This is a genomic window from Exiguobacterium sp. E4787, assembly GCF_018618375.1.
GTDB classification, from domain to species: Bacteria; Bacillota; Bacilli; order Exiguobacteriales; family Exiguobacteriaceae; genus Exiguobacterium; species Exiguobacterium chiriqhucha.
Genome location: NZ_JACSLY010000002.1, coordinates 338,631 through 360,541, shown reverse-complemented (window position 1 = coordinate 360,541; position 21,911 = coordinate 338,631). Strand labels below are relative to the sequence as shown.

Below are 21,911 nucleotides of genomic sequence, written 5' to 3'. Positions count from 1 at the left end.
TTATCCGCGGAACCGGAACGTCTCATAGACGTTCCATGTTTCGTTTTCGAGCTCATACATGACGGCCATGCGATTGATCGTCTCCTCGAAATGCACTTGTTCCATTCGCATCCGTTCGAGCACGTCGAACAGTTCGGCATCGGTCAAGTCTTGACCGATGGTGATATGCGGCAGAAACTCGTATTTCGGAGGCTGCTTGAGCAGACCGTCGTGCAGTTTGTCGTGAAGCGCCGACAGTTCGCGCGTCGGCAATACTTTTAAGTAGAGGACGTTGTTCGTCGGTGCGAACGAGCGGACCCCGTCGATTTTCAATTGAACCGGTTTGGTCGAGTCTGCGACTAGCTGGAGATACTCGAGCACTTTCGGCAAATCGGCCTCGTCGATTTCAGTGCGTTCCTTGATCGTCACGTGAGGTGAGATCAACGCATACTTCGTGTCGTATCGCTTCCGATACGAGTTGGCGAAGTCTTGAACTTGTTTTGATGGAAATAAGACTACCCCAATCTTCATTCCAGTTCCCCCTTTATAAAGTGGTCTACTTTTTTATGATGACCGATTTATTGAATGAAGTCAAAGCGGGCTTAGTCTTTTTTTCGAGTTTTCAGTATAATAGACATTGAGTACTTCAAGAAGCTCTTCTCGAGATGAAAGGATGTGTAGCGGGATTGTTCCCGCATCTATGATGAAACATGTACCACACTCACGCGATGTACGCGACGCGGCACGGGCTCGCTTGATTGAACGAGGCGTATCGATCGAATCGATCGCCGAAATCGTCTATCAAATGCAAGCACCGTATTCGCCACACTTGTCATTGAAAGACTGCATGGACTCGGTCGAGGCCGTGTTAGATAAACGCGAGCTCCAACACGCGATTCTCGTCGGGTCGGAACTCGACATGCTCGCCGAGCGCGGGCAATTGTCGGAGCCGCTCTTGTCGATCGTGGCGTCGGATGAAGGTTTGTTCGGTGTCGATGAGACGATTGCGATCGGGGCCGTCAACACATATGGTTCGATTGCCGTGACGACGTTCGGATACTTAGACAAAGCGAAAATCGGGATCATCAAACAGCTCGACACGAAAATGGACGACGGCCAAGTCCATACGTTCATGGATGACCTCGTCGGTGCCATCGCGGCGAACGCCTCAGGTCGGTTGGCGCACCGTCTGCGTGACATGACCGACTTCGGCGAAGACGAGATGCGGGAACGGAAAGGGTTGTATTGATGACTTCTCGCTCACAAGAGCTGGCGATCACCGGGACGATTGGATTCATTCTCTTCTCGGTGGTCGTCGTTTTAGGTTGGGTTGTACCGGTCGACCGCTTCGTCACGGCTTTGCTTGAACCGCTCGCTGGACCATTGTTCGTTTATGTGACCGAGCTCGGCAGTGTGAAAGTGTTGATTGGTCTATCCTTTATTGGCATGCTCTATTTCTTATGGCGAGGGAACCGCTTTGAGGCGTTCCGTTTGCCGATTGTCGTCATTGCCACGCTTCTCGTGACACAAGTGTTGAAGCTCGTGTTCGGGGTTGACCGACCGTCAATCGATGCCGCGCTCGACGCGACGACATATAGCTTCCCGAGCGGTCACGCCTCTGGATCACTCGCCTTGTACGGTATGCTGGCGATCTTGATGTACCGCCGCAATGAAAACTTGATCGGGTTCGGCTTGCTTGTCGCGATGGTGTTGGCCGTCTCGCTCAGCCGGGTCATCTTGAACGTCCACTATTTTAGTGACGTCATCGGCGGGTGGCTCGTCGCGCTCGTCATCGTGGCAGGGTCAGAAGTAATAAGGAGGAAACGAAATTGATTTTAGTCTCACAAGTCGAAACATGGTTGTTCATGGACCAAACTCGAGCGGACGCGGCCGACGCCCCGACGATTTTGGTCGAAAAAGATGCGTCCGGGGCCAAGTCATTCACGGCGATGCGAACGTTGTTCCAACTCAAGAAGTGGACGGGACAACGCCGCTTCGTGCCGCTCTTATCGTGCGATGAGACGGCGTATCGAGCCTATGAAGTGTTTCATGTCGACGCGGTCCCGCCGTTCGCCATCCTCGATTCGGGCCGAGTCTTATTAAAGGACAACGAAGTGGATGCGGCCTATGCGGTCGCCCTCGACGACGCTGCGCCAAAAACGTACGGTGAACGGCTCGCGTTTGTAGCCGATTATGTGGAACGGGCACTCGGTGAAACGGTCGTGCTCGCCATCGATGAGCCGGTCGCGTCGCATCCTCAGGTGCCGGAAGATGTGTTCGTACCGGAAAATGTGATGCAGACGAGTGAACGATTGTTCGCCTGGGCAAACCGACAACAGACGGAGAGGGATGAAGTGAAATGAACGAGTGGGAACCAAAAATTCAAGAACTTCTCGACGGGACGGTCGACGAACTCATCGTCCCGAAAGACGACTTTTTGACGGTCCGTTCGCTCTTGGTCGACAAGGGCTGGCTATTTGAAGTCGTCGGTGAAGCGAAACACGGCGGCGTGACGATTTATCGGAAAAACGAACAAAGCGCGTCCTCATAAGAGGAACGCGCTTTGTTCGTTTAGGCGTTAGAAGCCAATTTGATTTTTTGTCGTTTTAACTTGTGTAATAACCAGGCATGTAACACTTCACAAGAATGGTGAGGAAGGGTCAGTTCGACAAGTGGGTGTGACTGACCGAATATAGTGAAGCGCGAATGGTCCTCGTCGAGCATTGAGACTTGAATATCGGTCGCTTCTTGAAGCGAAATCCGTTGCTCGCCGGCTACTGCATCTTTTAGTTTCAGCATTTTTCCATTCGTCGCAAACTTGGTGAACGAAGACATTCCCTGTACTTTCAGTTGTTCCATCTCGTGTATCTATTCATCCGCGTGATGAATAGATTTTCACCTCGCTTTCTCTATATTGCCTTCCATTCCTCCAGAAGGTTATTCCTAGTATACCCTCCTCGCGATAAAAGAAAAGAGTTAATTTAACGAAAAATTAAGACAATTTGTTATCAATTTATAAAAATAGTGTCTCAGGCGCTTGGTGATGGGATTTGAAACGTAATCCGTATGAGCGGGATAACAAAAAAGAACCTGATTGGCTCAGGTTCGATAAAGATTATTGCACGGGTGAACTCAAAATCGTTCAATCTCCCACGTACGACGGCGATACGTCAATTGTCCTTTCAACGCGATCGATTCTTTTTTCGCATCAAAGTCTTCTTCGAGCACCGACATGTCCTCGTAACGCCCGGCGACATAGAAGGCAATCGAGACTTGCCGATTGAACAGGCTCCGCTTCGTATGATCGAAATCGATAATCAACCCTTGCGGTGATAACGCCAAAATCTCATCGATGACCGGGAGCGGGATTGGGACGAAACTGATGTTGCGAATGTCGCGGTCGAGCTTGCTTTGCAGCACGCTCTGCAAGAAGTGCGAGATCGTCGACCAGTCTTTTATGTACAGGCTGCTATGACGATCATTCGATTCGTTGAAGAAGGCAATCTCGTTTTGAATCGAGTTCAGGAAAGGTCCTTTTAAGCCACGTTCCATATGACTGAGGAACAAGATTTCAGCGATCTCGTGATCCGATAACGATTCAAGCAGATGATAGTCAGGAAAGTCGATGGCGGTGAAACTCGTTTGGTTATTTAAATACTTGGTCGAGAACGTCGACAGTTCGTGCGCCTCGATATAGCGGAACCGGGTCCGGGACGACTGTCTCATCCCTTTCATGTCCGTCCGACAAATAATCATCGGGCGGGCGAGTGATAACGCCTCGGTGACATCGTTTAAAGTCACGCCATGCAGTGTAAAACGTTGCAGTTCTCGGTCTTGTTTAATATAGAACAACTGTTTTGACATATTTATCCCCTCAGTTCGAAGTCACTATAGTTTGATTTTAGCAAATCCCTTCGTGGCGCGCCATGTTTGAGCGGTTCTAGAGGATTGAGATGATGGTTTTTTTGGGAAAATGGTTATAATTGAGGAAAAGAAGCAGAAAGGCGGATTCCATATGTGGGGGTTGAAAAAAAGCTTTCCCGAGCTCGTGACGAGTCGGTTCATCTTAAGGGAACTCGAACCCCGTGACGCAAGGGCACTCTATGTGATTCTTTCCACCGAGGAAGTGATGCGTTATTACGGGTCCGATCCTTTGCTGGCCGTCTACGAGGCGAAGAACGTCATCGCTTATTTCAAAGATCAGTTTCAGCAAGGAAAAGCGATTCGCTGGGCGATCTGTGACCGCGAAACGAACGAACTGATTGGGACGATCGGCTTTCACAACTGGACCCCGCAGTATTTTCGGGCCGAAATCGGCTTCGAGGTCGCGCCGAGCCATTGGCGCCAGGGTGTCGCGTTCGAGGCGGCGTCTGCCGTCATTCGATACGGGTTTGACGAGTTCAAGTTTCATCGCATCTCGGCGCTCGTCGCCCCGGGGAACGAAGGGTCGAACCGGTTGGTGCAAAAGCTCGGCTTTACGGAGGAAGGGCTGCTCCATGACTATGCGTATAGTCACGGACGTTTCATGGATTTGACGATGTATCGTCTCTTGAAAGACGAATGGAATGAAAGGGAGGAATGACGTTGAGACAAGTTGTGCTGTTACATGGATTGTGTGGATCACCTGACTATTTTGAGGAACTTATCCCATTGATGGACGCGGACGTATACGCGCTGATATTACCGGGACATTCCGGGACGGAGGCTGGACCAGAGACGATGGATCAGTTTGCGGATTGGGTGCTTTCTGAAATAAAACTGCGCGATCTTAAGCGTCCAATTGTGCTCGGTCATTCGTTCGGGGGCTACATCACGACCAACCTCGTCCGCCGTCATCCGGATGCGCTATCTGGTTTCGGATTGATTCATTCGACAGCGGCGGCTGATCCAGAGCCTGCCAAAGCGAAGCGGAATGAAGCCATCGAACGAGTGATGGAAGAAGGGGTACATCCGTTCATCGACACGATGATTCCGAGTGTGTTTGCCGCTGATTCCGACACCGCGTTGATTGAACGCGCCAAGCAAATCGGCTACGAGATGTCAAAAGAAGGAATCATTTCCGCGCAGATGGCCATTCGCGACCGTGCCGACGAAACGGAGACGGTCCGGTCGACGAAATTGCCCGGTCTCTTCCTCTATGGATCTAGTGATCCGAACATGAATGCGGAACGCGCTTTCCTAGGGGCGGACCGTCATACGAAACAGACGGTACCGGCTAGCCATATGGGGATGATGGAACAGCCAGAACGAGAAGCGCAACTCATCAATGATTGGCTCAAGGAGGTACAGGATGTCTAAATTCAAACTCGTTGCCGTATCAGGAAGTCTTCGTAAGGCGTCATATAACACGGCGCTGCTCCATTCCATCATCGAGCTCGGGCAAGATCGGTTCGACGTCGAGATCGCTTCGATTGAGATGCCGCTCTATAACGACGACTTGATCGACCCGGATGAACCCGAAGTCGTACGCGACTTCAAACGAGCCGTGCGTGAGGCGGACGGTCTGCTCGTCGTCACCCCGGAATATAACCACAGCATCCCGGGTGTGTTGAAGAACGCAATCGATTGGCTGTCGCTCGAACCAGGCACGCCGCTCCGTGAGAAACCGGTCATGATTGCCGGGGCGTCTCCGGGTATGCTTGGGACGGCGCGATGTCAAATTCATCTCCGTCAAGTATTTGCCACAAATCGTGCTAACGTTTTACCAGGAAATGAAATCTTTATCACACATTGTAAAGAAAAGATTGATGATACTGGATTACACGATGAAAAGTCTCGGCAACAAATCGACCGAGTGTTATCTGAGTATTATAACTGGATTGATTTTTGGAAGCGTCACGCAAAAAATTAACTTGAAGTCGCCCTGATTGTTTGATAGAAATGAATTGTGAAAACAAACACAAAGGGAGCGACGACAAACATGCAAACGTATATTGAACTGTATAATGGCGGCGAGTTGGAGGACCGGGCAATCATCAATGACGGGATGACGTTCGGCCGGGTGACGATTGTGGAATTGTTCTATCAAACGAGCCATATCTTCGGATACGTCAAAGCCGATGGGGAGAAGCGCTTCTTCCTTGAGCCTGTGTCAGCAGATGATACGTTCATCGTCGAAGGAGAAGAGTATTCGCTCCAACAGTTCATCGCCCTATTTTGATTGTTCACGACGCAAGCGACTCGCTTGCGTTTTTTTGTCGTTTTCGTCACGATTGAGAGTGAGGTGATGAGAATGAAATTAGTAGCAATCGAACCAACTCCAAGTCCAAATAACTTGAAGATTATCGTCGAACCGGCGTTCACGGGCCGTGGTGTCACGTATGACAAGGCGAGCCGTGATATGCCGCCGATCATTGAAGACATCGTCGGCTTACGCGGGGTCAAGTCGGTCTACGCTGTCTCCGACTTCCTCGCCGTCGAACGCCATCCGAAACATGACTGGCACGACGTCATGAACGAGATTCGCCGCGCGTTCGGGGAAGACGTGCCGGAAGTCGAGGCAAGTCAAATGGCGGCGGACTACGAACCGGTGCACGTCTCGGTCCAGTTCGTCCTCGATGTGCCGATGCAATTGAAACTCGTCAAAGGCGATTCGGAAAAACGGGTCGGCCTGTCAAAACGGTTCGTCGACGCCGCACTTGACGTGCAGGCCCAAGTGAAAAACGTCATCCAAGACCGACGCTGGGTCGAACAAGCCCCGCGTTACGGTGAGCTCGAGGATGTGAGTGTCGTCGCGCAAGAAGAACTCGAGGCGGCGTATCCTGAAGAGCGGGTCGCTCGCATCGTCGCCCGGGCGTTTGGCCGGGAAGCCGACTATGAAGCCAATGCGAACCAATTGCAATCAGACGATTGGAAAGCACGTTTGGCGTTCTTGGACGAGCTCGAGATTACCCCGGACAACATGGTGTACTTCCGCCGCGCCCTCGAGGACAAGGTGATGGCCATCCGTCGACAAGCGGTCGTCATGATTGGCATGTTCGAAGAGAATCGGGAAGAGTATGTCACGTATATCGAACAGGCGCTCGTCGACTCGTCACCGATTGTACGGCGTACGGCCGGCGACACGGTGTCCGATTGGGCGTTGCCGCAGTCGCAACCGTCGATGATTGAGGCGCTCAAGGATAAGAGCAAGCTCGTCCGGTGGCGGGCCGCTCGATTCTTGTTCGACTGCGGAGATGAACAGGCCGTACCCGCCCTCAAAATCGCCGAAGACGATCGTGAGTTCGAGGTGTCGTTGCAGGCACGCCTTGCCAAAGAACGGATCACGAGCGGGGAAACGGCACTCGGGACAGTATGGCAACAAATTTCAAACCGAACGAAGTAACAAATCATTCGACAATCATGAATTTAATTTTTTTACAGTTACAGGAAGGGAGACGAATCGGATTGCGATTCGTCTCTCTTTTAGCACGAATAATTTGATAATTCATCCAAATGACTAACAATCGATACCAGCAATTCGACAGTTGGGTAAACGGGTCTTTTGGCCTGTCGAACGATGGGACGTTATTCTCAATATAATCGTTGATACACTATACATATCTTATAACCGAAAAGGAGCCACACTCATGATGCTTTTTGCAGAAACACCAGAACTCGTAGCCTATAAGGAAGTCGTCGATGGTATGATCACGGTCATCTTTGAGTCGATTCACAGCGAGACGTTCTCAATCTCTGCACAAGTTCGGTCCGATATCGACGTCGCTGACGCGTTGTTCATGACAGGATGGCAGCAATACGTGGAAAACGTCCAAGTTTCATAATAAAGGTGAATAATATCCGTAAACCCATTACAAACGTCTGCACGAACGTTTACACTAGTGCTATAGACGTTTTTTTATTTTTCGGAGGAGAGTGGGATACGTGAAGAAAACTTGGTTATTGGCAATCGTTACGGCGATGATGTTGGTCGTCGCGGCTTGCAGCAAAGAAGAAGCGAACCCGAGCGATGTGGACGGTAACGCGTCGACACCGCCTGCCTTATTGACACTCGAGACGGACGTGAGCTACGATGCCGAGTCCAAACAGTTGTCGGCGACGGTATCGATGACGAATCCGAACGAGGAGCCCGTCAACGTGACGTTCAATTCGTCGCAACGCTTTCAGATGACGGTAATGAACGGGGATACGACCATCTTCGACTATGGCAGTGAATATATGTTCACAGAATCGATTATCGAAGAGACGTGGGCACCAGATGAGAAGAAAGTGTTCGATGAAGTATTCCCACTCACGCTCGAAGCGGGTGAGTACACGGTGGACTTCGTCGGTCTGGCCCAAGTCGAAGGTGCACCTGAGATGGCGGTCACCGATCAACAGTCGCTGACCGTTGAAGCTTCCGAGGTGCCGACTGAAGAAACACCGGAAGAGCCGGCCGAAGAAACGACGGAAGAAACGACAGAAAAACCCGTTGAAGAGCCGAGCGATCAACCCGCGCAAACGGACGGTTCGTTCCGCGATGTGGCCATCAAATTGAACGGTAACGCGATCGATGTTTCTGGATACACGGACGTCGAAGAGTTCGAATGGAGCGTGTCGGACGGTCATAATCTATATGCCCAAGGTGCGGCCGAAGTGACAAGTGGCAGCTTCACATTTGGTGTCTTAATGGATGAAGAACCACCGGCAGGAAAAGCATTATTCTTGGAGATGACACCGATCGGCGGCGACGTCGCATCGTTCCGCATTCAATAACCGGACGACGGAAACTTAGGTTTCCGTCGTTTTGTTTCGGGAATGAAACAAGTTGACGGCATTCATAGATTGTCAGACAATTAGGCAAACCGATATCAGATAGGGAGGAAGTTGAGAATGCAGCAACATATTATTGAGACGACACACGTCAAACCATCCATCAACCCAGCCGAAGAGATTCGTCGCCGAATCGATTTTTTAAAGGCTTATGTCAAACGAGCAGGCGCGAAAGGGCTCGTCCTCGGCATCTCGGGAGGACAGGACTCAACGCTCGCCGGCAAGCTCTGCCAGCTGGCGATGGAAGAATTGCGTGAGGAAACAAGTGCGGACTTTACATTCTACGCCGTCCGTCTGCCATATGGCGAGCAACATGACGAGGCCGACGCCAAACGTGCCCTCGACTTCATTCGACCGGACAAAACGTTCACGGTCAACGTGAAACCGGCCGTCGATGCCTCAGCCAACTCGTTCCATGAAGCGACGGGACTCGAACTTGGCGACTTCCATAAAGGGAACACGAAAGCGCGCGAGCGGATGAAAGTGCAATACGACATCGCAGCCACGTACGGTGCCCTCGTCGTCGGCACGGACCATGCGGCCGAATACGTCACTGGTTTTTACACGAAGCATGGGGACGGGGCGGCCGACTTGACGCCGCTCACAGGATTGAACAAGCGCCAAGGGAAAGCGTTGCTCCATGAACTTGAAGCGCATGAGAGCTTGATTTATAAAGTGCCGACGGCTGATTTGGAAGATGACAAACCGGGACTCCCGGACGAGGTCGCTCTCGGGATGACGTATGATCAACTCGATGATTATCTCGAAGGGAAATCAGTCGATCCAGCCATCGCCGAACGGATTGAGACAATCTTCAAACGGTCGCGCCATAAACACCATATGCCGGCCTCGCTCTATGACGAGTGGTGGCAGTGATCTTAAGAACCAGCCCCCGGCTGGTTCTTTTTTATGTGGTAACTTTCGAACCGTCCCGTTAGGCGCCCATGCTTTCAGCAGGCAATCCCGAAGCCTCCTCGCGCCGAATCCGGCACTGCGGGGTCTTCGTCGGATTGCTTTCCTGCATGAGTCAGGGCGCCACGGGCCGGATCGAAGGGACTTCCCTATGCTACAGATCAATCGATGCAAAAGCCTGCAATCGAACTCCTAGGGGAGAGCGATGCAAGGATAACCCCGTAAAGCGCGATTCGCGCTGCGGAGGCATCCGCATCGCCCCAGGAACGGAGGGTGCCGGCCAAAGCGATCGTAAATCACACAAAAGAACCGATCCTTGGACCGGTTCCTTTGTGTATCACAGATTAGCGCTTCGAGCGTGTCGGCACGAATTGGATGAGCAAGATGAGCGTGAACGCGATCAAGCTGAGCAGCGGGATCGTGAGGAATCCGAAGTAGTTCACCCAACGAATCAAACAGTCGTTACTGCAGAACGCGTCGCCGTTCGGGATGCGTTCGAGAATGACGTGATAGAGGGCGATTGCCCAACCCGCCCCGGCCATGAGACCGACGAACAATTTGTTCACAGCACGGTTAGAGAGCAGTACCGTCAAGTAATAGATGGCGAGCGGATACATAAATATGCGTTGGAACCAGCATAACTTGCATGGCACGTACAGCATGATTTCCGAGAAATAGAGACTGCCGAGCGTCGCGATGGTGGCGACAATAAAGGCAAAATGATGACGTTGCATCTGATTTCCTCCTGACGATTCAAAACTAATCGACAAACATGATATGATACAGTGAAGCAATAACGTATCCAGTATACAATCTTTGAAACGATAGAGAAATAGGTGACGTCATGCAAGTATCAGAAGTGGAAGTGTTAATCGTCCTCGCCGAAGAGTTGAATATGCGGAAAGCGGCGGAGCGCTTGTTCGTCTCCCAGCCCGCACTCAGTCAGCGCCTCGTCACAATCGAGCATCAGTGGGGCAAGAAAATTTTTGTCCGTTCGACACGGGGCCTCGCGCTCACGCCGGACGGTGAAAAAATCATCGACTTCGCGAAGAAGATGTATAGCGAGGAGCAGGAGCTGCGTGGGGAGTTGACAGCGCAACAAGGTGAGGTGTACGGTACATTAAAAATCGCCGTCGCATCCATCATGGGTCAGTATTGGCTACCGCGCGTTTTGAAGCGATTCGTCGAGCGGTATCCATCGGTTCGAGTCAAACTCGTCACGGGCTGGTCAAGCGAGATGATGCGCTATATGCTAGAGGAAAATTTCCATATCGGCATCATTCGCGGGAATCCGGATTGGCGCGGCGAGAAGATGAAATTGTTCTCAGATTCGCTTCACCTGGTCGACTTGCGGATGACCGATTTGAAACAATTAAAAAATAACGAGCGTTCGTTCATTCAATTCAAGAGCGACTCGACGTATTATCAGGAAATTTTGGAGTGGTGGCAAGAGCGCTTCTCGAGTCCGCCGCTCACGACGCTCGTCGTCGACCAAATCGAGACGTGCAAACAGATGGCGTTACACGGAATCGGATTTGCGATTTTACCTGAGTCGACGATTCGTGATGTCGAGGCGATCAATAAGATTCCGCTCACGTCGTCGGACGGGATTCCGCTTGTCCGGGATACGTGGATGTTATCGACCGAGTCGATGCTCGAGTTGGCGCAAGTGAAGGCGTTTTGGGAGATTGTTGATGAAGTGACGAAGGAGAGTGTGGAATGAGTTGGGCAATTGAGGCAAGACGGCAATTACATTTGATTCCAGAACGAGGCTATGAAGAGTTCAAGACACAGGCGACGCTTGAAGAACTGATTCGATCCTTAAACTCGCCGCGGGTGCACATCTCGCATTGGCGTACCGGTTTGTTTGTCCGCATCGACGGGCTTGTCGGCGAAAAGACGATTGGTTACCGGGCCGACATGGACGGCTTACCAATCACCGAAGAGACCGGCCTCGAGTTTGCCTCGGTTCATGAAGGGATGATGCACGCCTGTGGCCATGACGTTCATATGGCAATCGCTCTCGGGTTGATTAAGCGAGCTGTCGAAGAGCCGCTCGACCATCACCTCGTCATCTTCTTCCAACCAGCCGAAGAAGGTCCGGGCGGAGCTGAGCCGATGGCCATGTCGGAACTGTTCTATCATTTCCGTCCCGATGCGATGTTCGGACTTCACGTCGCACCAGAATATCCTGTCGGCACGATCGCGTCGCGTCCAGGTGTATTGTTCGCGAGTGCGCGCGAGTTGCATCTGACGATTCATGGGAAAGGCGGGCATGGTGCCTTCCCACACGCAGGAATTGATGCCGTCATCGTCCAGGCCGCATTGATTATGCAGCTGCAAACAATCGTCTCACGGAACATCGACCCGATGGGCAGCGCGGTCATCTCGATCGGGAAAGTGATGGCTGGGACGAAAGAGAACATCATCGCGGACACGGCGAAGCTCGACGGTACGATTCGGGCCTTGTCGGACAAGGAGATGGTTGTGCTCGAACGACGCATCCGTCAAATCATCGCCGGGGTGGAGATGACGTATAACGTCCACATCGACCTCGAGTTCGGCAATCGTTATCATGAGGTCGTCAACGACGAGCGTTATTTGTTCCAATTCGAAGAAGCGGTCGAGGAAGTCGGATACTCATACAAGACGTGCGTACCGGCCATGACCGGTGAAGATTTCGGATACATGCTGAAACAAGTACCAGGCTTTATGGTCTGGCTCGGCGTGAACGATATGGGGTCTGGACTACACCAATCGACGCTCAATCCGGATGAGCGGGCCATTGATGTCGCCATCGAGCTGTTCGATCATTTCTTTAGAACGGCCATCATTAAATGAAGCGAGCGGACACGATGGTGTCCGCTTTTTTGTATGAAATGTGTAGAATTGTGCGTGAACCGTTAAAATTTTGGGAAAAAAGTAAGAGTTGTAAAGCGTCTATATTGTTAAGCTTGCTCAAATGTGAACATTTTGCGAACTCAAGCATTGAGACATTACAGCGCTATATAAAATCATTATGATAAGGGTATCCAAGGGAAATCATCTGTGATGTTGCGCGATAGACATTGGTTTTACGCGCTAGAGAGAGATAGGAGGTAATCAATAGATGTTTCAAGATCCTGTCCTGATGAGCCGGGCGTTAACGGCACTCACGTTGGGTTTCCACGTGATATTTGCCACAATCGGCGTTGGGGTTCCATTACTCATTTTATTGGCAGAGTTTCTAGGTATTAAAAAGAAAGATCCGAAATACACCTTGATGGCCCGTCGTTGGTCACGGGGCTACGTCGTCACAGTAGCGGTCGGTGTCGTGACAGGTACGGCAATCGGGCTCCAGCTGTCTTTACTTTGGCCGAACCTTATGCGGGTCGCCGGTCAAACGATCGCACTTCCACTGTTCATGGAAACGTTCGCCTTCTTCTTTGAAGCAATCTTCCTCGGGATTTATTTGTACACGTGGGATCGATTTAAAAACCCGTGGCACCATATGCTCGTCGGGATTCCAGTCGCGGTAGGTGCCTTGTTCTCAGGGTTCTTCATTACGACCGTCAATAGCTTCATGAACCAGCCGGTCGGATTTGATATTGTCGACGGTCGACTCGCCAACGTGAGTCCAATCGAGGCGATGTTCAGCCCAGCGATGCCGACCAAAATGGCGCACGTCTTGACGTCGGCCATTCTGACATCGGCGTTCATTTTAGCCGCCATCGCCGCTGTCCAGTTGCTCCGTCAACGACGGAACCAGCTCGACAAGTTGTCAATCGAGTATCATAAAAAAGGTCTTCGTTTGACGATGACCGTCGCGCTCATCTTTGCGATTGCGACTGCTCTCGTCGGCGACTTCTCAGGTAAATACTTGGCGAAGTATCAGCCAGACAAATTGGCGGCTGCGGAGTGGCATTTTGAAACCTCCTCGGAAGCCGAGCTGATTCTAGGCGGATGGCTCGAGGAAGACGGACAGGGCGGTTACGAAGTACGTGGCGCCTTGAAGATTCCGTACGCCTTGTCAATTTTAGCGGGCGGTGTGCCGAACTATGAGGTGACCGGTCTTGATGAATTTGCGAAAGAAGATCAACCTCCACTATTCATCCACTACCTGTTTGATGCGATGGTCGGGATCGGGATGTTGCTGGCATTGATTTCGTTCTTGTTCGTGCTCGGACGGTATATCAAGCGACTGCCTCAATTCAGTAAACCGATGCTCATCGCCATCGCCGCAGGCGGTCCGCTCGCGATGATGGCCATCGAGTTTGGTTGGTTCTTCGCAGAGTTCGGTCGTCAGCCGTGGGCGCTTTACGATTTGATGCGCACGAGTGAGGCGGCGACGACATCGGCAAACGTAGGATGGATGCTTATCGCCTTTGCGATCCTGTATGCAGTTCTTGGCGTGGTCACGGTACTCGTCTTGACTCGTCTGTTCAAGGACAACCCAGTAGGGAAAGAACTAAAACAATCGGAGCATCGCGGTGAAGCGATGTTCGCGGATGAAGTGTGATCGGAGGGTATGACATGCAGATTCAAGAATTAGGGATTGCCGTACTATGGACGTTTTTGTACGGCTACCTCATCGTCGCATCGATTGATTTCGGTGCCGGCTTCTTCGCTTTCTATAGTAAGTACACGAAGCGGGACCAAAAGATCAACCGTCTGATTGCACGGTATTTATCGCCGACGTGGGAAGTGACGAACGTGTTCTTCGTCTTCTTCTTCGTCGGGATCGTCGGGTTTTTCCCAGACACGGCTTACTATTACGGGACGGCGCTTCTCGTACCGGCCTCGGTCGTGTTGATTCTGTTGGCGATTCGCGGTAGTTTCTACGCGTTTGCCAACTACGGCTCAAAAGAGAGCACGTTCTATATGTTCTTATATGGGGCGACTGGGCTGTTAATCCCGGCCTCGATGTCTACCGTTCTTACGGTCAGCCAAGGCGGGTTCATCAATGAGACCGAGTCGGGCGTCGTCTTTGACGGCATGAAGTTGTTCACCAACTTCTATTCTTGGACCGTCGTCACCTTGGCAATCGTGTCGGTGCTCTATATCAGTGCCATGTTCCTCTTATTCTATGCCGATAAGGCGCGTGACGCTCAGGCGGTCCCACTCGTTCGAAAATGGGCCTTGTTCTGGAGCGTTCCGACGATTGTCGCGTCGGGCCTCGTCTTCTTCGGGTTGAAGTCGCAGGCAGCTTGGCATTATGAGAGCATCTTAGCGGGCAACTGGTGGTGGTTCGCTGCAAGTTTCATTTTCTTCGCTGTAGCCGTTGCACTCGTCTACATGAAGCGAAACTACGGCCTCGCGTTCTTGATGGTCATGGGTCAGTTCTTTATGGCCTGGTTCGGATACGGATATACGCACTTGCCGTACATTCTTTATCCGTACATCGACATCAACGGAAGTGTCGTCAACGAGTCGATGGCCATCGCCCTCGTCGTCGTCTTCATCCTCGGATTGCTCTTGCTCGTACCGGCGCTGTATCTCTTGTTACGCCTGTTCTTGTTCGACAATGACTATGTACGCGGAAAGCGTTCGAGTGGTAAAGCGTAAAGACCGGATATTCCGGTCTTTTTTTATATAGTTTTTTTGAGGGGAATCGGTTACACTGTACGAAGAATCGGGAACAGAAACAGCGTAGGAAAGGGATGTATGAAATTATGACAGGTGAATTTGCAGTCATCGGATTAGGACGGTTTGGCGGCTCGATTGTTCGTGAATTGTCGGCGAACGGTTATGACGTGTTGGCGATCGATGCGGATGAAGAACGCGTCAACGAGTTTATGGGATTGGCGACGCATGCGGTCATCGCGGACACGACCGACGAGAACGTATTGAAAAGTCTCGGCATTCGCAACTTTGAACACGTGATCGTGGCCATCGGTGAAAACATTCAAGCCTCGATTTTGACGACACTCATTTTAAAAGAGCTCGGCGTTCAAATCATCACGGTCAAGGCGACGAATGATTATCACGAGAAAGTGTTGCGCCGCATCGGGGCCGATAACATCGTCCACCCAGAGCGCGACATGGGCATCCGGATTGCGAACGGATTGATGAGCCAAAGCATCCTTGACTACCTCGAGCTCTCGAACGAGCACTCGATTGTTGAAATCAAGGCGTCGGACAAACTGTCGAACAAGTCGCTCATCGATTTGGACCTTCGCGCCAAATACGGCGTCAACATCGTCGCGGTCCGCCGCAATGATGACGTCATCATCTCACCGCAAGCCGACGAGATGATTTTGCCAGAGGACATCTTGATCATCATCGGGAAAGATACGGACTTGGATCGACTCGAACGCACACTTCGGTCCAGATAAAAAACGAGAGGCGCGCGCCTCTCGTTTTTTATTAAATGAGCTTCATTGATTTTAAGCCGTACTCGATTCCATCTTCGAGAATCGATTTCGTCACGAAGTCGGCGACTTCTTTCGCTTCGACCCGGGCATTGCCCATTGCGATGCCCGTTCCGACGTATTGAAGCATCGCCAAATCGTTCAAGGCGTCGCCGAACGCGTACGTGTTCTCGAGCCGATAGCCGTTCGTCTCGATGAAGTGGCGGATACCGTCGGCTTTACTGGCGCCACGATTGATGACGTCCATGGCGTGCGGATGCCAGCGGATGAAATCAAACTCGCCGTACGCGTCCAAATAGTGATGTTCTTCTTCAGGCGTGCAATATAGGAGCGTCTGATAGACGGCCTGTTCGATATGGAAATTCGGATCATATGTCGGAATCGGCATATCAAGTTCTCCGAGTGACTGTTCGACGACATGGTCGTTCGCTTTTGTGGCACCGCCACGGTGTTGTCCGAGATAGACGAGCGTATGGTCGTTTGAGCCGGCATGTTCGGTCAAGCGACGGAGCGCGTCGGTCGGCAACGTGTTCCGATAGACGACTTCGCCTTGGTGGACGACGATTTGTCCGTTGTAGCAGACAAAGCTGTCGATGCCGAGCTGTTCGGGGATATCAGACAGCATCGCCGGGCCACGCCCTGTCGCGATGAACGTCTCGACGCCGTTGTGGCGTAGCTGCTGAATGGCCGCGATCGTCGAAGGGGGAATGTACGACCCTTCATGGAGCAACGTGCCATCGATGTCAAAAAAGACTACTTTCTTATCTTCCATTTTTCTTCACCATGCTTTCTCTGTCTTGATTAAGTCAGTTGTATACTAAAAAGCATATCACGAAATCGAGAAACCGCCCTCAATCTTACGTCAATAGTGAAATATTGTCACAATATAAGCTATAATGAAGAAAGAATCTTACGGAACGTAATTATATTGCGAGAATCACTTATGTTTCACATAGATGAACATCAACTACTTGTAGTAAGGAGAGATTAAATGAAGTTTGTAAAGAACCACCAAACAGCTGTGTTCGCACTAGGCGGACTCGGAGAAATCGGGAAGAACACGTACGTTGTTCAATTCCAAGATGAAATCATCGTCATCGATGCGGGCGTCATGTTCCCGGAGGATGACTTGCTTGGAATCGACTACGTGATCCCTGATTACTCATATTTGATTAAAAACAAAGATAAAGTCAAAGGGGTGTTCATCACCCACGGTCACGAAGACCACATCGGCGGAATCCCGTTTCTCTTGAAACAAGTGAAGCTTCCGATTTACGCGACAAAACTCGCGCTCGGCTTGATTAAAGTGAAACTCGAAGAGCACGGTTTGCTCCGGGAAGCGGAACTGCATGAGATTGATGAGGACGCCATCGTCAAGTTCAGAAAGACGAGCATCTCGTTCTTCCGCACAACTCACTCGATTCCGAACTCGCTCGGTGTCGTCGTGAAGACGCCACAAGGGAATATCGTCCATACCGGTGACTTTAAGTTCGACTTCACACCGGTCGGCGAACCGGCTGACATCGCCAAGATGGCAGACATCGGGAAAGAAGGCGTGCTTTGCCTCTTGTCCGATTCGACGAACGCAGAAGTCGAAGGCTTCACGATGAGTGAAAAAGTTGTCGGCGGCACGATCAGTGAGACGTTCCGGAAAGCCGAAGGGCGCGTCATCTTCGCGACGTTCGCCTCGAACATTTATCGACTACAACAAGTCGTCGACGCTTGTGCCGAGACGGGTCGCCATTTGGCCATCTTCGGCCGTTCGATGGACAAGGTCATGACGATCGGGCAAGAGCTCGGCTTCATCAACGTCCCGAAAGGCATGATCGTTGAAGCCAATCAGTTACGAAACTACGAGCCGCATGAAGTGGCGATTCTTTGTACCGGTTCACAAGGTGAGCCGATGGCTGCGCTCAGCCGCATCGCCAACGGGACACACCGTCAAGTATCGATTATTCCTGGCGACACGGTCATCTTCTCGTCGTCTCCGATTCCGGGTAACGCCATCTCGGTCGGGAAGACGATCGACCAATTGTATAAAGCCGGAGCGGACGTCGTTTATGGAAAATTGACGAACATTCACACGTCGGGTCACGGGTCGCAACAAGAACAATTGCTCATGATTCGCTTGCTTAACCCGAAATTCTTCATGCCGATTCACGGGGAGTATCGCATGTTGGTGAAACACGCCGAACTCGCCGAATCGGTCGGCATCCCGAAAGAGAACAGCTTCATCATGGACAATGGTGAAGTGCTAGCTGTCGACGCTGACTCGGCTGCCATCACCGGGAAAATCTCGGCCAACGCCGTGTACGTCGACGGGAACGGTATCGGGGACATCGGCAATATCGTTTTGCGCGATCGCCGCATCCTCTCAGAAGACGGACTCGTCGTCGTCGTCATCAGCATCGACGGCAAGACGCGTAAACTAGTCTCAGGTCCAGATATCATTTCACGCGGCTTCGTCTATATGCGTGAATCGGGCAGCTTGATTCGTGACGGCGAGCGCTTGCTCAAGAAGACGGTCGAGCAAGGCTTGTCGAACAAGCAGATGAAATGGTCGGAGTTGAAACAACTCGTCTCAGATACACTCACGCCATACTTGGCACAAAAAACACGAAGACACCCAATGGTTCTTCCGATTATCATGGAAGTATGAACGAGCGGGCTGTAGGGGACTACAGCCCGTTTTTTAGAGGTCAATAATAAAGGAGATGGTGCTAGATGGAACGCAAGAAACGGAAGAAAGGATGGCTGAAATGGGGCCTGGCCGTATTCGCCTTACTCTTCCTCATCACGATGGTATACCATCAAGTCAAACCGTTGCCGGACGGCGTGTCGCGTGCGTCGGAACCGGTCGCGATTTCGGATGACCAAATCGATTTTTTATTTGATTTGACGTATCAAGGGGAAGACACGGAAGTGAACGAGCAAGAGATCTTTCAAGACGTCGAGCGGTCAATCCGCGAGGCGCGGGAATATATCGTCATGGACTTTTTCTTATTCAACCCATATTCGAATGAAGACCGGCAATATCCGGACATCACGGCCAGTCTGTCATCGGCTTTGCTCGAACAGATGGAAGCCTATCCGGACATGAACGTCGTCTTAATCACGGATGAAATCAATACGACCTATAACGGACACGCGTCCGATCATCTCGACGTCTTGAAGGAAGCGGGCGCGGAGATCGTCTACACGAACCTCGATGCGCTCCGCGACCCGAACATCTTATACTCGACGCTCTATCGCATCGGGTTCCAATGGTTCGGGGACAGTCAGAACGGCTGGTTGCCGAACCCGATGGTCAAAACGGCCCCGGACATCACAATCCGGTCGTATTTACGCCTGTTGAACGTGAAAGCGAACCACCGCAAAGTGATGGTGACCGAAAATGACGGTTTCGTCTTATCGGCCAACCCGCATGATGCGAGCGGTTATCATTCGAACGTCGGGGTGCGGCTCGATGGTCCGATTTTAGCGGACATTCTCGAAGGGGAAGAAGCGATCGCGACGTTCTCGAAAGGGGATGCCGAACGTTTCCCGAGCGAAGAGAAGCTCGCGAATCTGCGCGACGAGCCGTCGGAGGGCCCGATGCAAATCCGCTACGTCACAGAATCCAAGATTCAGGACGCGGTCATCAATGCGATGGAAGAAGCGGAATCAGGCGAGACGATTTGGATCGGCATGTTTTATTTGGCCGACCGCAACATCATTCAAGCCATTCATGAGGCCGCCGAGCGCGGCGTGTTCGTCAAACTGATTCTTGACCCGAACACGAACGCGTTCGGGCGCGACAAGTCGGGGTTGCCGAACTTGCCAGTCGCCGCGGAGTTGAACACAGTGAACCCGGAACAAATCGAGATTAGGTGGTATGATGTCAGTGAAGAGCAGTATCATCCGAAGATGCTGTACGTGGAAGGGGACCGTCGCGTCGTCGTCATAGGGTCAGGAAACTATACGACCCGCAACATGAACGATTACAACTTGGAAGCTGATGTCGAAGTCGTCACGACCGAGGAGACAGAGTTCATCCGCGAGATCGATGGATACTTCAAGCGTCTCTGGAACAACGAGCAAGGAACGTATACGCTCGCCTATGATGAGATTCAGACCGATTTGCCAATCGGAAAGTATGTGATTTATTGGCTTCAGAAACTTACTTGGACAATGACTTACTGACACAAGCCCACCTTCGATTGAAGTTGGGCTTTGTTGGTTGCTGAGCGGACGAGACATCAAAAGCATGATGACGAACAAAACCCGCCTTCACACGTGAAAGCGGGTTTTGCATCAATTCGTTTCGACGGGATTGAACTCGTTCGTAAACTCATAAAGGAATCTGCCCGTGTCGCGGAGGACGTCTGTCTTCCGGTGGAGCGAGAAATGATCGTATGGGACGGTTTCCGTCTCGATGTTGTTCGTATATTCTTCTAGCAAGAGCGAACTCGCTGGCTCAATCAAGTTGAACTCGCCGCCGCGTCCCGAGAAGGAGAACACTTGGACGGAGCGTGGCCACGTCTCAAGTTTTTCTTGGAACGCCTGCAACCCGTCAGAACTCGGGGACAAATCCCGGATGGCAGGACTGCCGGTATTGATCCCGAAATTACTGGCGGACAGACCGAAGTTGGCAAGTCGTGTTCCGGCGAACGGACTATCATACGTCACGAACTTATCGACGATGTATTCGTCTTGATTCAAGATATAGTTCGCTGCCGCCACACCGCCCATGCTGTGACCGATCAAATACATCCGGTCGAACGAACGGTTTCGTTCCTGTTTATAGCGTTCGATGGCAAGGTTTAACCACTTGGTCTGATTGTTGAGCGATGCCTCGGCATCCTCATATTCAATCCGGACAATCGGTCGGTTCGAACTATAGTCGTTGATGACGCAATCGACCGCGCCTTTCACCGTCACGGTACAGAGGGCTCCATCTTTCGCCAGCCCGCGCTGTTCCATATACTGCGAGAAGCGGAGGAATGTGCGGTCGGTCCCGAGCAAGCCGTGAACGGCGAACGTCGGGATGAACTCGTCCGTCTGCGCCGCCTGGCGAATCGCCTCAGATTTCCGTTCCGTCGTCAACTCGTCTCGAATCGTCACGATCATCAACGCGAGCGTCAAGACGAGGATGAAGCCGCCGAAGATGCGAGAACGAATCGACGTCTTGTCTGGATTACCGACGTTTTGACGATATTTTCGCCAAACAAAGAAAGCGACTAGGCCAAGGACGACGATGATGACGCCTGTGATAATCCACGCCTTGACGTTCGGCACGTGGGCGACGAGTGTCATATTATTTTGACGGCCACCGTACACTTGCCACTCGACATGTTTCATCGACCGTACATCGAGTCCGGTGCCGTCTTCGACGAACACCCCGGTCGGCACGGTCAGATTGAACCGGATATCGGCTTGTCGAACATAGCGTTCGGCCAGTTGTTTCGGGGAGCCGCTTAAATTCAGACCTGGCAAATCGACGCGTTCGAGCCGCAGGTCGAGGTTCGTGTTCATGACGTATGAATCAAACCAAATCCCATCCTCTTTTTCGACATCAAACTTCATATCAGGTGGGACGAGGATACCGGCCGGACCGGTCTTCCACTCCTCTTTAATGTTTTGGAGATCATCGACGTTGTCGAACGTCTTCTTGAGCACCATGCCTTCATAGTCGTCTTGACTCGAGTAGTCACGTGTCGCATACCCGTTCTCATTCGCCTGTTGTTTCCATGTATCCCAATCGAGCCGCAAATTGAGCAGCTTCATGACCGGATGGTCGCGGAAAGCATACGTCGTCTCTAACGTGACCGATTGGTCGTAGTGGACGGTCGCATCATATTCGATTCGGACACATCCCCCGATTAAAAGAAACAGAAATGGGAATACTAACAACAGTGCCTTTTTCTTCAAGCTCGTCAC

At 51.6% G+C, this 21,911-nt stretch carries 25 protein-coding genes; 19 read left to right on the top strand and 6 right to left on the bottom strand.

All coding sequences use genetic code 11. The features are described 5' to 3' along the window. The gene (locus KNP80_RS04360; protein WP_214719515.1) at positions 1 to 510 is read right to left on the bottom strand and encodes a YjcG family protein; all 510 of its coding nucleotides are present in this window, start codon (positions 508 to 510) and stop codon (positions 1 to 3) included. Positions 511 to 682: 172 nt separating this feature from the next. Here KNP80_RS04360 and KNP80_RS04355 point away from each other — a divergent pair, with 172 nt between their 5' ends. From KNP80_RS04355 to KNP80_RS04340, 4 genes are read left to right on the top strand one after another with little or no spacing between them, the layout of a single operon-like run. Continuing rightward, on the top strand, positions 683 to 1,228 hold the full coding sequence (locus KNP80_RS04355) for a phosphatidylglycerophosphatase A family protein (RefSeq protein WP_029595773.1): 546 nt from the start codon (positions 683 to 685) through the stop codon (positions 1,226 to 1,228). Then, complete coding sequence (locus KNP80_RS04350; protein ID WP_214719514.1) at positions 1,228 to 1,812, top strand: phosphatase PAP2 family protein; 585 nt, start codon at positions 1,228 to 1,230, stop codon at positions 1,810 to 1,812. Before KNP80_RS04355 ends, KNP80_RS04350 begins: the two co-directional genes overlap by 1 nt. After that, a complete protein-coding gene (locus KNP80_RS04345) occupies positions 1,809 to 2,342 on the top strand; it encodes a hypothetical protein (protein ID WP_058763285.1) in 534 nt (177 codons plus the stop codon). The genes KNP80_RS04350 and KNP80_RS04345 overlap by 4 nt, the downstream gene beginning before the upstream one ends. Then, positions 2,339 to 2,530 carry a hypothetical protein gene (locus KNP80_RS04340; RefSeq protein WP_058763287.1) on the top strand — a complete coding sequence of 64 codons (192 nt, stop codon included), beginning with the start codon at positions 2,339 to 2,341 and terminating at the stop codon, positions 2,528 to 2,530. Before KNP80_RS04345 ends, KNP80_RS04340 begins: the two co-directional genes overlap by 4 nt. A 20-nt stretch (positions 2,531 to 2,550) precedes the next feature. On the opposite strand, the gene KNP80_RS04335 is transcribed toward KNP80_RS04340, so the two are convergent. Continuing rightward, positions 2,551 to 2,838: an FHA domain-containing protein gene (locus tag KNP80_RS04335; protein ID WP_029595769.1), complete on the bottom strand. Its 288-nt coding sequence runs from the start codon at positions 2,836 to 2,838 to the stop codon at positions 2,551 to 2,553. 273 nt (positions 2,839 to 3,111) lie between these two features. Next, positions 3,112 to 3,843 carry a hypothetical protein gene (locus tag KNP80_RS04330; RefSeq protein WP_021066974.1) on the bottom strand — a complete coding sequence of 244 codons (732 nt, stop codon included), beginning with the start codon at positions 3,841 to 3,843 and terminating at the stop codon, positions 3,112 to 3,114. Between the two features lie 151 nt (positions 3,844 to 3,994). Between KNP80_RS04330 and KNP80_RS04325 the strand changes: the two genes are divergently transcribed. From KNP80_RS04325 to nadE, 8 genes are all read left to right on the top strand, one after another. Further along, positions 3,995 to 4,561 carry a GNAT family N-acetyltransferase gene (locus KNP80_RS04325; protein ID WP_214719512.1) on the top strand — a complete coding sequence of 189 codons (567 nt, stop codon included), beginning with the start codon at positions 3,995 to 3,997 and terminating at the stop codon, positions 4,559 to 4,561. Positions 4,562 to 4,563: 2 nt separating this feature from the next. Further along, positions 4,564 to 5,277, top strand: coding sequence for an alpha/beta fold hydrolase (locus KNP80_RS04320; RefSeq protein ID WP_214833745.1), 714 nt, complete (start codon positions 4,564 to 4,566; stop codon positions 5,275 to 5,277). Continuing rightward, positions 5,270 to 5,830, top strand: coding sequence for an NADPH-dependent FMN reductase (locus KNP80_RS04315; RefSeq protein WP_021066977.1), 561 nt, complete (start codon positions 5,270 to 5,272; stop codon positions 5,828 to 5,830). Before KNP80_RS04320 ends, KNP80_RS04315 begins: the two co-directional genes overlap by 8 nt. 69 nt (positions 5,831 to 5,899) lie before the next feature. After that, positions 5,900 to 6,139 (top strand): hypothetical protein, encoded by a 240-nt coding sequence (locus tag KNP80_RS04310; protein WP_021066978.1) that lies wholly within the window; start codon positions 5,900 to 5,902, stop codon positions 6,137 to 6,139. A gap of 72 nt (positions 6,140 to 6,211) precedes the next feature. Then, entirely contained in the window at positions 6,212 to 7,303 is a 1,092-nt protein-coding gene (locus KNP80_RS04305) for a virulence factor (RefSeq protein WP_029595766.1), read from the top strand. Between the two features lie 244 nt (positions 7,304 to 7,547). Next, positions 7,548 to 7,742, top strand: a complete 195-nt coding sequence (locus KNP80_RS04300; protein ID WP_021066980.1) for a hypothetical protein — start codon at positions 7,548 to 7,550, stop codon at positions 7,740 to 7,742. A gap of 100 nt (positions 7,743 to 7,842) precedes the next feature. Next, on the top strand, positions 7,843 to 8,673 hold the full coding sequence (locus KNP80_RS04295) for a BsuPI-related putative proteinase inhibitor (protein WP_286038152.1): 831 nt from the start codon (positions 7,843 to 7,845) through the stop codon (positions 8,671 to 8,673). 117 nt (positions 8,674 to 8,790) lie between these two features. Further along, positions 8,791 to 9,606, top strand: coding sequence for an ammonia-dependent NAD(+) synthetase (gene nadE / locus KNP80_RS04290; RefSeq protein WP_029595764.1), 816 nt, complete (start codon positions 8,791 to 8,793; stop codon positions 9,604 to 9,606). A gap of 380 nt (positions 9,607 to 9,986) precedes the next feature. Here nadE and KNP80_RS04285 read toward each other — a convergent pair whose 3' ends face one another. Further along, positions 9,987 to 10,376 (bottom strand): disulfide bond formation protein B, encoded by a 390-nt coding sequence (locus KNP80_RS04285; protein ID WP_214719510.1) that lies wholly within the window; start codon positions 10,374 to 10,376, stop codon positions 9,987 to 9,989. 110 nt (positions 10,377 to 10,486) lie between these two features. On the opposite strand from KNP80_RS04285, the gene KNP80_RS04280 reads away from it, so the two are divergent. The 5 genes from KNP80_RS04280 to KNP80_RS04260 all read left to right on the top strand — a co-directional run bounded on the left by KNP80_RS04280 (position 10,487) and on the right by KNP80_RS04260 (position 15,956). After that, a complete protein-coding gene (locus KNP80_RS04280; RefSeq protein WP_021066984.1) occupies positions 10,487 to 11,365 on the top strand; it encodes a transcriptional regulator CcpC in 879 nt (292 codons plus the stop codon). Then, positions 11,362 to 12,483, top strand: a complete 1,122-nt coding sequence (locus KNP80_RS04275; RefSeq protein WP_021066985.1) for an N-acetyldiaminopimelate deacetylase — start codon at positions 11,362 to 11,364, stop codon at positions 12,481 to 12,483. Before KNP80_RS04280 ends, KNP80_RS04275 begins: the two co-directional genes overlap by 4 nt. Before the next feature lie 268 nt (positions 12,484 to 12,751). Further along, positions 12,752 to 14,140 (top strand): cytochrome ubiquinol oxidase subunit I, encoded by a 1,389-nt coding sequence (locus KNP80_RS04270; RefSeq protein WP_214719508.1) that lies wholly within the window; start codon positions 12,752 to 12,754, stop codon positions 14,138 to 14,140. A 14-nt stretch (positions 14,141 to 14,154) separates the two neighbouring features. Beyond that, positions 14,155 to 15,186: a cytochrome d ubiquinol oxidase subunit II gene (locus KNP80_RS04265; RefSeq protein ID WP_214719507.1), complete on the top strand. Its 1,032-nt coding sequence runs from the start codon at positions 14,155 to 14,157 to the stop codon at positions 15,184 to 15,186. A 107-nt stretch (positions 15,187 to 15,293) separates the two neighbouring features. Then, on the top strand, positions 15,294 to 15,956 hold the full coding sequence (locus KNP80_RS04260) for a potassium channel family protein (RefSeq protein ID WP_029595762.1): 663 nt from the start codon (positions 15,294 to 15,296) through the stop codon (positions 15,954 to 15,956). A 31-nt stretch (positions 15,957 to 15,987) separates the two neighbouring features. Here KNP80_RS04260 and KNP80_RS04255 read toward each other — a convergent pair whose 3' ends face one another. Further along, complete coding sequence (locus tag KNP80_RS04255; RefSeq protein WP_214719506.1) at positions 15,988 to 16,764, bottom strand: Cof-type HAD-IIB family hydrolase; 777 nt, start codon at positions 16,762 to 16,764, stop codon at positions 15,988 to 15,990. A 219-nt stretch (positions 16,765 to 16,983) separates the two neighbouring features. Here KNP80_RS04255 and rnjA point away from each other — a divergent pair, with 219 nt between their 5' ends. Together rnjA and KNP80_RS04245 are read left to right on the top strand one after the other, a co-directional pair. Continuing rightward, complete coding sequence (gene rnjA / locus KNP80_RS04250; protein WP_021066990.1) at positions 16,984 to 18,651, top strand: ribonuclease J1; 1,668 nt, start codon at positions 16,984 to 16,986, stop codon at positions 18,649 to 18,651. 65 nt (positions 18,652 to 18,716) lie between these two features. After that, positions 18,717 to 20,174, top strand: a complete 1,458-nt coding sequence (locus KNP80_RS04245; RefSeq protein WP_214719505.1) for a phospholipase D family protein — start codon at positions 18,717 to 18,719, stop codon at positions 20,172 to 20,174. 111 nt (positions 20,175 to 20,285) lie between these two features. On the opposite strand, the gene KNP80_RS04240 is transcribed toward KNP80_RS04245, so the two are convergent. Beyond that, positions 20,286 to 21,911, bottom strand: coding sequence for an alpha/beta hydrolase (locus KNP80_RS04240; protein ID WP_214719573.1), 1,626 nt, complete (start codon positions 21,909 to 21,911; stop codon positions 20,286 to 20,288).

Coding starts and splice junctions, on each gene's coding strand:
- KNP80_RS04275 (WP_021066985.1), top strand. CDS start 11,362: ATGAGTTGGGCAATTGAGGCAAGACGGCAATTACATTTGATTCCAGAA.
- KNP80_RS04260 (WP_029595762.1), top strand. CDS start 15,294: ATGACAGGTGAATTTGCAGTCATCGGATTAGGACGGTTTGGCGGCTCG.
- KNP80_RS04360 (WP_214719515.1), bottom strand. CDS start 510: ATGAAGATTGGGGTAGTCTTATTTCCATCAAAACAAGTTCAAGACTTC.
- KNP80_RS04340 (WP_058763287.1), top strand. CDS start 2,339: ATGAACGAGTGGGAACCAAAAATTCAAGAACTTCTCGACGGGACGGTC.
- KNP80_RS04350 (WP_214719514.1), top strand. CDS start 1,228: ATGACTTCTCGCTCACAAGAGCTGGCGATCACCGGGACGATTGGATTC.
- KNP80_RS04330 (WP_021066974.1), bottom strand. CDS start 3,843: ATGTCAAAACAGTTGTTCTATATTAAACAAGACCGAGAACTGCAACGT.
- KNP80_RS04315 (WP_021066977.1), top strand. CDS start 5,270: ATGTCTAAATTCAAACTCGTTGCCGTATCAGGAAGTCTTCGTAAGGCG.
- KNP80_RS04280 (WP_021066984.1), top strand. CDS start 10,487: ATGCAAGTATCAGAAGTGGAAGTGTTAATCGTCCTCGCCGAAGAGTTG.
- KNP80_RS04325 (WP_214719512.1), top strand. CDS start 3,995: ATGTGGGGGTTGAAAAAAAGCTTTCCCGAGCTCGTGACGAGTCGGTTC.
- KNP80_RS04265 (WP_214719507.1), top strand. CDS start 14,155: ATGCAGATTCAAGAATTAGGGATTGCCGTACTATGGACGTTTTTGTAC.
- KNP80_RS04335 (WP_029595769.1), bottom strand. CDS start 2,838: ATGGAACAACTGAAAGTACAGGGAATGTCTTCGTTCACCAAGTTTGCG.
- rnjA (WP_021066990.1), top strand. CDS start 16,984: ATGAAGTTTGTAAAGAACCACCAAACAGCTGTGTTCGCACTAGGCGGA.
- KNP80_RS04310 (WP_021066978.1), top strand. CDS start 5,900: ATGCAAACGTATATTGAACTGTATAATGGCGGCGAGTTGGAGGACCGG.
- nadE (WP_029595764.1), top strand. CDS start 8,791: ATGCAGCAACATATTATTGAGACGACACACGTCAAACCATCCATCAAC.
- KNP80_RS04305 (WP_029595766.1), top strand. CDS start 6,212: ATGAAATTAGTAGCAATCGAACCAACTCCAAGTCCAAATAACTTGAAG.
- KNP80_RS04255 (WP_214719506.1), bottom strand. CDS start 16,764: ATGGAAGATAAGAAAGTAGTCTTTTTTGACATCGATGGCACGTTGCTC.
- KNP80_RS04245 (WP_214719505.1), top strand. CDS start 18,717: ATGGAACGCAAGAAACGGAAGAAAGGATGGCTGAAATGGGGCCTGGCC.
- KNP80_RS04355 (WP_029595773.1), top strand. CDS start 683: ATGAAACATGTACCACACTCACGCGATGTACGCGACGCGGCACGGGCT.
- KNP80_RS04270 (WP_214719508.1), top strand. CDS start 12,752: ATGTTTCAAGATCCTGTCCTGATGAGCCGGGCGTTAACGGCACTCACG.
- KNP80_RS04285 (WP_214719510.1), bottom strand. CDS start 10,376: ATGCAACGTCATCATTTTGCCTTTATTGTCGCCACCATCGCGACGCTC.
- KNP80_RS04300 (WP_021066980.1), top strand. CDS start 7,548: ATGATGCTTTTTGCAGAAACACCAGAACTCGTAGCCTATAAGGAAGTC.